Source organism: Pseudomonas sp. GW821-FHT02H06, from assembly GCF_059421525.1.
Map to the genome: position 1 here is coordinate 1 of NZ_JBWKVD010000035.1, position 9,439 is coordinate 9,439.

11 protein-coding genes are annotated in these 9,439 nt (G+C 62.8%); all 11 read right to left on the reverse strand.

Annotation, left to right across the window (positions count from 1 at the left end; genetic code table 11):
- Positions 1-381 precede the first annotated feature (381 nt).
- On the reverse strand, positions 382-1,146 hold the full coding sequence (madM, locus tag AC07VF_RS26330) for a malonate transporter subunit MadM (protein ID WP_122624431.1): 765 nt from the start codon (positions 1,144-1,146) through the stop codon (positions 382-384).
- A 1-nt stretch (position 1,147) separates the two neighbouring features.
- Entirely contained in the window at positions 1,148-1,582 is a 435-nt protein-coding gene (gene madL / locus AC07VF_RS26335; protein WP_192172962.1) for a malonate transporter subunit MadL, read from the reverse strand.
- A gap of 67 nt (positions 1,583-1,649) precedes the next feature.
- Positions 1,650-2,585, reverse strand: coding sequence for a malonate decarboxylase subunit epsilon (gene mdcH / locus AC07VF_RS26340; RefSeq protein ID WP_495010170.1), 936 nt, complete (start codon positions 2,583-2,585; stop codon positions 1,650-1,652).
- Positions 2,582-3,208 (reverse strand): malonate decarboxylase holo-ACP synthase, encoded by a 627-nt coding sequence (locus AC07VF_RS26345; protein ID WP_495010169.1) that lies wholly within the window; start codon positions 3,206-3,208, stop codon positions 2,582-2,584. The genes mdcH and AC07VF_RS26345 overlap by 4 nt, the downstream gene beginning before the upstream one ends.
- Positions 3,208-4,011, reverse strand: a complete 804-nt coding sequence (gene mdcE, locus AC07VF_RS26350) for a biotin-independent malonate decarboxylase subunit gamma (protein ID WP_192172965.1) — start codon at positions 4,009-4,011, stop codon at positions 3,208-3,210. Before mdcE ends, AC07VF_RS26345 begins: the two co-directional genes overlap by 1 nt.
- On the reverse strand, positions 4,008-4,859 hold the full coding sequence (locus AC07VF_RS26355) for a biotin-independent malonate decarboxylase subunit beta (RefSeq protein ID WP_495010168.1): 852 nt from the start codon (positions 4,857-4,859) through the stop codon (positions 4,008-4,010). The genes mdcE and AC07VF_RS26355 overlap by 4 nt, the downstream gene beginning before the upstream one ends.
- The gene (locus tag AC07VF_RS26360) at positions 4,852-5,151 is read right to left on the reverse strand and encodes a malonate decarboxylase subunit delta (protein ID WP_133775589.1); all 300 of its coding nucleotides are present in this window, start codon (positions 5,149-5,151) and stop codon (positions 4,852-4,854) included. The genes AC07VF_RS26355 and AC07VF_RS26360 overlap by 8 nt, the downstream gene beginning before the upstream one ends.
- 2 nt (positions 5,152-5,153) lie before the next feature.
- Complete coding sequence (locus tag AC07VF_RS26365; protein WP_495010167.1) at positions 5,154-6,062, reverse strand: triphosphoribosyl-dephospho-CoA synthase; 909 nt, start codon at positions 6,060-6,062, stop codon at positions 5,154-5,156.
- Positions 6,062-7,738 (reverse strand): malonate decarboxylase subunit alpha, encoded by a 1,677-nt coding sequence (mdcA, locus tag AC07VF_RS26370; protein WP_346627240.1) that lies wholly within the window; start codon positions 7,736-7,738, stop codon positions 6,062-6,064. Before mdcA ends, AC07VF_RS26365 begins: the two co-directional genes overlap by 1 nt.
- 98 nt (positions 7,739-7,836) lie before the next feature.
- Entirely contained in the window at positions 7,837-8,985 is a 1,149-nt protein-coding gene (locus AC07VF_RS26375) for a Fic family protein (protein WP_495010166.1), read from the reverse strand.
- Positions 8,986-9,071: 86 nt separating this feature from the next.
- Positions 9,072-9,439 (reverse strand): hypothetical protein (locus AC07VF_RS26380; protein WP_495010165.1); only part of this gene is annotated, 368 nt, incomplete at its 5' end.

Genomic DNA, 9,439 nt, shown 5'->3' on the forward strand with positions numbered 1-9,439 from the left:
TACATCTGCGGCGCCTTCTGACACCGCGCTTTCTTGCATCAAACACATCCCCTGTGGGAGTGAGCTTGCTCACGAAGACGGCATTTCAGGCGCTGAATTTATAGCGGATGTACCGGCCCATTCGCGAGCAAGCTCGCTCCCACAAGTTACCTGTCAGTAGATACATCTGCGGCGCCTTCTGACACCGCGCTTTCTTGCATCAAACACATCCCCTGTGGGAGTGAGCTTGCTCACGAAGGCGGCATTTCAAGCGCTAAATTTGTAGCGGATGTACCGGCCCTTTCGCGAGCAAGCTCGCTCCCGCAATTCCGATGCCGGCAGATACATCAGCGTTCTGGCGCGGAACGGCAGCACGTTGCTGAGGCTACGCATCCCAAAGCCTCAGCCCAGAATCCCGCGCACGATGAAGTACAGCAGCGAAGGCCCCAGCAGACAGCCTAGCCCGGTGTGGAAGGTCGCCGTCAGCGCACCATAAGGCACCAGCCGCCGGTCCGTCGCCGCCAATCCGGCCGTCACGCCGCTCACGGTGCCGGCCAGACCGCCGAAAACCATCGCCGAGCGCGGGTTATCCAGCCCCATCCAGCGCGCAGCCATCGGGGTGCCGACCATCACCAGAATGGCTTTGATCAGACCGGTCGCGATCGACAGCGCCATCACATCCGAGGTCGCGCCCAATGCCGCACCGGTCACCGGCCCGACGATGTACGTCACTGCGCCCGCGCCAATGGTGGTGATGCTCACCGCATCGCGATAGCCAAACGCGTACGCCACACAGCAACCGACAATGAATGGCAGCAACGTACCCAACAGCAGCGAGAATGCGCCGATCCAGCCGGCCTTTTTCGCTTCCGTGGCCTGCACTTCGAACGCCGTGGCGACGATGGCGAAATCACGCAGCATCGACCCGCCCATCAAGCCGATCCCGGAGAACAGCGCCAGGTCCGCCAGCCCTTTCTGGCCGCCGGTCATCGTGCCGCCCACCCACGCCAGGACCAGGCCGATGACGATGGCAATGGCCGAACCATGAATGCGCCCGAACGTCAGGCGCTTGGACAGCACCACCGAAATCCACATCACCACGCCCACGACGGCGAACGCGGTGACCAGGCCCTGGCTGATCAGGTCTTTCTGAATGAGCTCCCACATATCAGCGGCCTCCTGCTGGCGAAACAGTCGGCGCGATCACCGGCAGCGGGTGCGCGAGTTCGTCTTCTTTGGGCAGTGGCTCGCCCTTGTTGATGCGGCTGATGACTGCAATCGTGCAGCCACAGACCACTACTGACACCACCGCCGCGATGACCGCGATCGGCCCGCCCTTGAGCGCCGTCACGACGTTTTGCTGAGCGGCCATGGCCACGACGACCGGGATGTACATGGCGCCCCAGAAGCCGACGCCCATTTCGCAGCCTTCGCTCATGCCGCCACGCTTTTGCATGAACAGCCGCGCGCAGATCAGCAGGATCATCGCGATCCCCACGCCGCCCACGTTGGATTTTACGCCCAGCAGCACGCCGAGCAGATCACCGAGAATCACCCCCGCGAGGGTGCAGATTGCGAGTAACGCCACGCCATAAATCACCATTGTTCTTATCCTCAAATTGCATCGTCGAAGTTGTTGTTTTTGTGTTCCTTCGAAAGCAGCAGTCGGTTTATGAGTGGCGGCGTTCCTCCTCTCGCGACAGCGCGCTGAGCGTGTCCAGCCGGGCGCCCTGAAAGGCGACGACCGATCCTTGTTCGAAAACGCGACGCGCCAGGCCTGTCAGCACGGTGCCTGGCGGCAACTCGATGTGCAGCCGCGCACCTCGCTCGTAGGCGGTTTGCACCGTGCTGCGCCAGTCGATCACCCGGCACATGTTGAACGCCAGATCGTCGCGGACCTTGTCGGCGCTGAGCATCGGCCGCGCGGTGCTGCCGCTGAGGTATTTCAGCGTCGGCGCTTTCACGGAAACTCGGGCGAATGCATCGGCAAGGGCGCGTGCCGGTTCGGCCAGCAGTTCGCAATGGGACGGTACGCTGACCGCCAGCCGCTTGGCCGCCGCAGCGCCCTGCTCTTTTGCGAGCGCAGCGACGGCCGTCATGGCTTCGTCTCGGCCAGCAATAACGAACTGGGTATCAGCGTTGATGTTGGCCAGATAGACCGGCGTCTCAACGCTGTGAATGCGTGCGATCAGGCTTTCGACCGTGGGTTGGTCCAGCCCGATCAGCGCGGTCATGCCGTAGCCCTGTGGATAAGCGCTTTGCATCAGCTCACCCCGCAGCGCCACCAGACGCACGGCATCCGAAAAATCCAGAGCCTCCGCGATCACTGCGGCCGGATAAGCACCGATGGACAAACCTGCGACCATGTCGGGGGGGGTCCCATCGGCCATCAGCACTCGGGCGCAGGCGACGCCCGCGATTAACAGGCACAGCTGAACAGCTCGCGTCGATTGCAGGGAGGCGGCCGTATCCAGCGTCAGTACGTCCTCGCTCAATGCAGCGCTCGCTTCTGCCAGGCACTGTTCAACCAAGGAGTGCTCCGGCAGCCCATGGAGCATGCCCGGCTGTTGCGCGCCCTGGCCGGGAAACGCCCAGAAGCTGCTCATGCCGCAACCGCCTGCGCCAGCCAAGGGTTATCCACAAGCCGCGCGCCGTCTTCGGCTTTGAGCAGCACCTGGCGTGACGGTCCTGCCCACTCGCGCAGCGCCACGCCACCAGACGGTGTTTGCAACTGAAGGTCGATGCGGCAGACCGCGCCGGCAAGCTGATCGACCAAACGAGCGGCGTGCTGGCGATCAAAGCATTCAGGGGTGCGCAGAATGAGGTCGAGGTCACTGCCCGCATGCAACACCGGCACGCCACTCGCCAGCTCGAAACCGGCGCCACCCGCCACGCCCCACGACAGGCCGAGCGCGTCCATCACTGGACGAATCTGCTGCAAGGCGCGCAACGCCGGCCAGTCAGCTTCGGGCGTCATGGCGATCAACTCTTCAGGCGGCACGCGCCGCTGCACATCGGTGAGTTTCATGTGAGTGGCGTAGCGCTGATCCCGGGACTGACCTCTCACGCCCACCGCCACCAGTCCTGCCCCGACACGAGCGCGGCGCACTACCACCGGATGACCCAGGCCGATGGCCTCGAACGCCCACGCCGGCGCGTCGATCGGCAACGCAGCCGTCGGCAGACCCCACAACAGGTCGTGGGGCAGCACCGGCTGGAAAGCACTCATTACCACTGCGCCCGCAACAGCTCGCGGACTTTCGACGACGCCCCACGGTTCGGCGCGCCGAGGCGTGAACTCAGGTCATTGGCGCCGGCGAGGGTGTCTTTGATCGCTGCAATCAGGCAGTCCTGAACCAGGGTGATATCCGAAACGCTGGGCTGCTCGATCTGACTGACCGACAGGGTTTCCCACAGCAAACCAAGGCTGGCATAGCTGTCGATGTCATAGGCCATCGGCGGCACGCTGGCGGCGAGTTTTTCCAGTTCCTCGACGCTGCGCAGAGTTACCCGCGCTGCAGATGCCTTGCCCATGGCGTGAACCATCACACCCGGGTCGCGCAGGGCAATCAGCCGATTGGCCTGATAGCCGTGGGCGAGGAAGGCCCCCGACATGGCCTTGCCCACCAACAGCCCAATCACCGGATGCCCGGCCAGGCGCGCCCGAGCATAGGCGTCAACCGCGCCGGCCAGTGCCTGGTGAATACCCAGCGCTTCTTCGCGGCGGCCATAGGCCTGACTCGGGACATCGATGATCGCGATCAATGTCCGCTTGCTGTCGCTGTCCCGATCCAGTTCGATGGCGCCGTCCACGGCCTGGGCCAGACCCCATCCTTCAAGCAATCCGACTTCGCCGCTTTGTGCGCGGGGAAAGCGGTTGGCAGGGTCAGCGACCACCGCCAGGAATCGCGCCGGGCGATCACCCAGTACGCCATCCGCTGCTTTCACCGACGCAGGCAGCCCCGCCACTTCAGCGGCGTTTGCGGCCAGCGCGTTGAACCAGTTCAATCCACGGAGTGAGTAAGCACTCATGACCGGTCTCCTTGATAGGCAGCGCGCACCGAAGCGGGCGCTATCTGCTGGGCAGTCTCCACGTGCGACAAACGCTCGAGGAACCACGCGTATCGACTGCTGCGTTCCTGCTCGGGCTTGCCCTTGTGCAACAACGCATGCACCTGTTGCTGAATGGCGCTGATGTCGTCGGCGACAAAGGCGTCCACCAGACCGCTGGCAAAACGTTGCTCGCCCCCGGTCAGGCTCCAGATGAACGGCCGGTCGCGGGAGTCGTATTCTTCAATGCCGGCTTCCTGCTCGATCACTTGCGGGCCGTTCAGGCCGAGACGCGCTTCCTTGGTGACGACCAGATAACTGCACAAGCCCGCCGCAATCGACATGCCGCCGAAGCAGCCGACGCTGCCCGCCACTACGCCGATTACCGGCTGATAGGGACGCAGATCAACAATCGCGGCGTGAATGTCAGCGATGGCCGCCAGCCCGAGATTGGCTTCCTGCAAGCGAACGCCCCCGGTTTCCAGCAACAGAACGGCTGCGGTGGGAATGCCCTTGCGATTGTCTTCGGCGGCCAGCTCCAGCGCGCCAGCCATCTTCGCGCCGCCGACTTCACCCATGCTGCCGCCTTGAAAGCCGCCTTCGATGGCGCAGATCACCACCGGTTTGCCATCGATAGTGCCTTTGGCGATCACTACGCCATCATCGGCCTGGGGCACGACGCCTTGCTTGGCCAGCCAAGGGGAGACGAGGCGCTCGAAGGGATCGATCAGCTCACGAAAACTGCCGTCATCCAGCAGTGCGCGGGCGCGTTGCCGGGCGCCGAGCTCGACGAAACTGTGCTGCTGCAGAAGCCGCGTGCTGTCAGTCATGACCGACCTCCTCGAAACCTTGCTCCAGGCGCAGCCGAACCACGCCCGGCGTGGCGCCGAAATCATGAATGTCGATGCTCATGGCCGGCGGCGTCTGGCCGTCGAACATGCGCTGGAACAGATTTTCCCAGCGCGCCGAACTGCCGTTGACCGACGTCAGCACCTGAATCGTCAGCTTGCCCGGCTGGCCCGGTTCAAGCAGCACTTCCAGATCACCCGAACCGACACAACCCACCAGCGCGCGCCCCCTTGGCGGCTGCCCGGCTGGGAATTCAAAAGACAGGGTTTCCATGATCAGACGTTCCTCGTTTCATCGCCGAGCGCAGGCTCCAGACGATCAATAAACAGGCAAGCGGCGAGCAAATCGGCGGCGCCGCCGGGGGAGGCGTTCAGGCCCAGCAGTTGTTGATCCAGCTGATTCAGCGCGCGACGGCCGCCGAGGGTCGCGCTGCCGCCGGCGTCCAGCACCCGCTGCGCACCGTGTTGCATGGCGTGCAGGCCTGCTTCACCCGCGCGATACAGCACGCAGGTATCGGACAGCGTGGTCATGATCGCCAGCAGCGCATCGATTCGCGCGTTCTGCTCGCCATGTCCGGCGGCGCGGCTGCGGAGGAGTTGCGGCAAGCCGGTTTGGATGACGGCAGGGAAACCCGCTTGCGCTTGCTCCCGGGCGCCCATTGCGCCGTATTTCTGCGCAACGGTTTGGCCATGGCTCTGGCTGTGGCTCTGGTTGGCGGTCTGGTGACGATCCTCGATCAATGCCAGCTGGCCGGCGCGTTGGCACAGCCCCTCCGGGGAAATGTGATCGGGATTCAGCGCTGCAGCGGTGACCAGCAAACCCAGTGCCCAGATCGCGCCGCGATGGGTATTCACCCCGTTGGTCGTGCGCATCATCGCCGCTTCGCCTTCGCGCCCGAGGCGTCCGATGGTTCCCCGCAACAGCGGATTGATCTCGCCGATGGCAATGGCGGCGTCGGCCATCTGCTTGAACGCGGGCCATAGCGACAGCGCTGACGCGTGCATCAGGCCCAAGTGCAAATCCGTGTGGGCGCCACTGCTGCGACGATCAACCAGCGCCGGTTTTGGCGACAGGTCGGCTTCGTCGATCAGCGCATCAACCGCGAGATCAGCCAAGCGATCAGCCAGCGAGGCAGAACCGGGCGCGGCATCGAAAGTCTCGAAAGCTACGTTGAATGCGCGCATCACCAGCTCCTGAATTTCGCAGGCGGGTTGTACAAACCGCCGGACCATTCCACCAGTTCCGCGATGCTCTTGGCGGCAAGCAGTTCGCGGCTGGCGTCGGTGCGGCGAATCCCTAAGTCTTCAGGCAGCGCGATCAGCCCTTCGCGGCGCATACGGGCGGTGTCTTTGGGGTTGTGGCGCAGGCCGATGGAGGTCACGCCAGCGACGGCGGCGATCATGGCCTGACGCTCCTCCAGGCTGCGCGCCTTGTACAGATAGGCGATGCCTTCTTCGGTCAGCAGGTGAGTGACGTCGTCGCCGTAGATCATGATCGGCGCCAGAGGCATGCCGCTTTTCTTCGCGACTTCCACGGCGTCCAGGGTCTCGACGAATGTCGGTTTGCCGCCCTCCTGGAAGGTCTCGACCATCTGCACCACGAGCTTCTTTCCGCGCTCAAGATAGGCGTCCGGCCCGTCACCGCTCTGCTGGCGCATGTCCAGCCAGGCGGGCGTGGCGTGGCGTCGGCCGCGCGGGTCGTGACCCATGTTCGGCGCGCCACCGAAGCCGGCAAGGCGCCCGCGGGTGACGGTGGAGGAATGGCCGTCGCCGTCGACTTGCAGCGTGGCGCCGATGAACAGGTCAACCGCGTATTGCCCGGCCAGCTGGCACATCATCCGGTTGGAGCGCATGGAGCCATCGTGGCCGGTGAAGAACACGTCGGGCCGTGCGGCAATGTAGTTTTCCATGCCCAGTTCGGTGCCGAAGCAGTGCACGCTTTCGACCCAGCCGCTTTCGATGGCGGGGATCAGCGTCGGATGCGGGTTAAGCGTCCAGTTGCGGCAGATCTTGCCCTTCAGGCCCAGAGATTCACCGTAGGTCGGCAGGATCAGTTCGATCGCCGCGGTGTTAAAGCCAATGCCGTGGTTGAGGGACTGAACGTTGTGTTTTTCGTAGATCCCGCGAATCGCCATCATCGCCATCAGCACGTGCACCGGCTTGATGTGGCGCGGGTCGCGGGTGAACAGCGGCTCGATGTAGAACGGCTTGTCGGCGACGACCACGAAGTCGACCCATGACGCCGGGATGTCCACGCGCGGCAGGTCGCTGACGTCATCCACCAACTGGTTGACCTGCACGATGACGATGCCGTCGCTGAAGGCGGCCGGTTCGATCAGGGCGGGAGTGTCTTCGGTGCTGGCGCCGGTGTAGATATTGCCGGCGCGGTCAGCCATGAAACCGGCCGAAAGCACGACGTTGGGAATCAGGTCGACCAGCAGGCGGGAATACAGCTCGATGTAGGTATGAATCGCGCCGATTTCCAGCAGCCCGTCTTCCAGCAACTGGCTGATGCGCAGGCTTTGGGTACCGGCGAACGAAAAGTCCAGCTTGCGGGCGATGCCGCGTTCGAACAGGTCCAGATGCTCGGCCCGACCCACGCTGGGCATGATCATGTGCAGGTCGTGGAGCTTGCCGGGATCGGCCTTCACCAGTGAGCGCGAAAGAAAATCCGCCTGCTTTTGGTTGTTGCCTTCAAGTACCACGCGATCGCCCGGCGCAATCAGCGCCTCAAGCGCCGCGACAATCTTGTCGGTGGGCAGTACAACGCCATCGGCGAAGGAACGCACCAGGTCGAGCCGTCGCAGTTTTTCAGTGCGACGACGCGACCAGCGCGGGTCAAGTTTCGTTGTTGTGGTCATGCTGACTCCACGAGTTCGCTGTCGTGGGGCAGATTAGGAGGGGCGGCGGCTCGGCATCAATCAAGCAAATGCGCGAATCATTACCGTGAGAGTAATGATCAGTCGGGCCAGTTGATCTGATAGCGGGTGCTGCGCCCGCCGCCCGGAAGTCTACGCAGGCAGTCTTTTCCCAACAGATCTGCGAGATGCCGAGTGGCGGTGGCTTTACTGACCTTGGTGACCGCCTGGTATTGAGCGGCGCTGATGCCGTCGGTAAAACCCGCGTCCGGCCTCTCCGACAACAGGTCGCCATTCAGCAAACGGTTGAGCACTTTGATTTGCTCGGTGGATAGCCCGTCATCCCGATGGGCTTGCCAGAATCTCGCCTTCGCCAAAACCCGGTCGATGCGCTGGATGGCCTGCTCCAGGGTGTGGAGCAAGGTCTGTAAAAACCAGACGAGCCATTCGGTGATATCCAGACCGCCGCGCTGGGTCGCTTCCAGAATCCGGTAGTAATCCTGACGGCGGGCAAGGATGCTGCCGGACATGGCGTAAAAGCGTATGGCCTGGTGTTCGCCCTGGGCCATGGCCAGATCAGTGATTGCGCGGGTCAAACGTCCGTTGCCATCGTCGAACGGGTGCAGCGTCACGAACCAGAAATGTGCGACGCCCGCGCGGATCAGCGGGTCGAGGGTAGGGTCGGCGCGGCTACTGTTGAACCAGTAGAAAAAGTCATCGAGCTTTTGCTTTAGGCCTTCGCGCGGAGGTGCTTCGAAATGCACCACGGGCCGGTCGATGCGACCGGACACAACGTGCATGGGCTCAAGCCCTCTGAGCGTCCCGACCTGAACAGGGTATGCCGTCAGCGCGCTAGGCTCAGGGAACAGCAAGCGATGCCAATGCATCAGCCGTTCGGACGTCAGCGGCGCGTCATTTTGTTGGGTGGCATCCAGCATCAGTTCTGCCAGACCTTCACTGCGCGCCGTCACGCGGTCATCGCTGGCAAGCCCGAGCCGTTTTGCCAGCGAAGAACGCACCGACTCCACATTGAGCTGCTCACCTTCGATGGCCGATGAGGTAATGACGTTCTGCAATAAGACGTCCAGTTCGCGCTCGACATTCGCATCGGCGCCTGACGCGCCAATCATCCCCAATAGCTGACCCTGCGCCTGGGTGCAGGCCCGCAACAGCGGCGCTAATGGCTCTACGTCCCAGGTAAAGGACGGCCATTTGGGGTGTTGCCAAATCCATTTCGCTGACTGTTTCACGGGACGCCTCGGAGGTACATGAGCCGATTAGCCGTCCTATTCGGCTCAAGGTATGAGCCGAATATGCGGTTTATTCGGCTCATCGTCTAGGAGGGATTGGGCGTGATCGGCAATATCACCTTCAGCAAGCACTGAGCCGCTACCTGGAAGCCGAGATGCGCCAGATGCAGGCTATTTCGGACGGCATAGCAGATGCCAACGCAGCAAACCTTACCGATATCGAATCTGTAAAAGCGAAATACTTCAGCCTGATATGAGCCGGCTTCCGCTGGCAGTTCCTGGATGCTCCAGACAGACACAAGTTGAGCATGCTGGAGATCAAATGGTGGGAGCGAGCTTGCTCGCGAAAGAGCCGGGACAGCCGCTAAATCTTCAGTGTTTGAAATGCAGCTTTCGTGAGCAAGCTCACTCCCACAAGGGCTGTGTCCGGCATGCAATCTGCGGCGGCTGACAT

Bases quoted from the DNA above. Each gene is read 5' to 3' on its own strand.
- mdcA (WP_346627240.1), bottom strand. From the start codon at position 7,738: ATGACCACAACAACGAAACTTGACCCGCGCTGGTCGCGTCGTCGCACT.
- AC07VF_RS26360 (WP_133775589.1), bottom strand. From the start codon at position 5,151: ATGGAAACCCTGTCTTTTGAATTCCCAGCCGGGCAGCCGCCAAGGGGG.
- mdcE (WP_192172965.1), bottom strand. From the start codon at position 4,011: ATGAGTGCTTACTCACTCCGTGGATTGAACTGGTTCAACGCGCTGGCC.
- madL (WP_192172962.1), bottom strand. From the start codon at position 1,582: ATGGTGATTTATGGCGTGGCGTTACTCGCAATCTGCACCCTCGCGGGG.
- AC07VF_RS26355 (WP_495010168.1), bottom strand. From the start codon at position 4,859: ATGACTGACAGCACGCGGCTTCTGCAGCAGCACAGTTTCGTCGAGCTC.
- AC07VF_RS26345 (WP_495010169.1), bottom strand. From the start codon at position 3,208: ATGAGTGCTTTCCAGCCGGTGCTGCCCCACGACCTGTTGTGGGGTCTG.
- mdcH (WP_495010170.1), bottom strand. From the start codon at position 2,585: ATGAGCAGCTTCTGGGCGTTTCCCGGCCAGGGCGCGCAACAGCCGGGC.
- AC07VF_RS26365 (WP_495010167.1), bottom strand. From the start codon at position 6,062: ATGCGCGCATTCAACGTAGCTTTCGAGACTTTCGATGCCGCGCCCGGT.
- madM (WP_122624431.1), bottom strand. From the start codon at position 1,146: ATGTGGGAGCTCATTCAGAAAGACCTGATCAGCCAGGGCCTGGTCACC.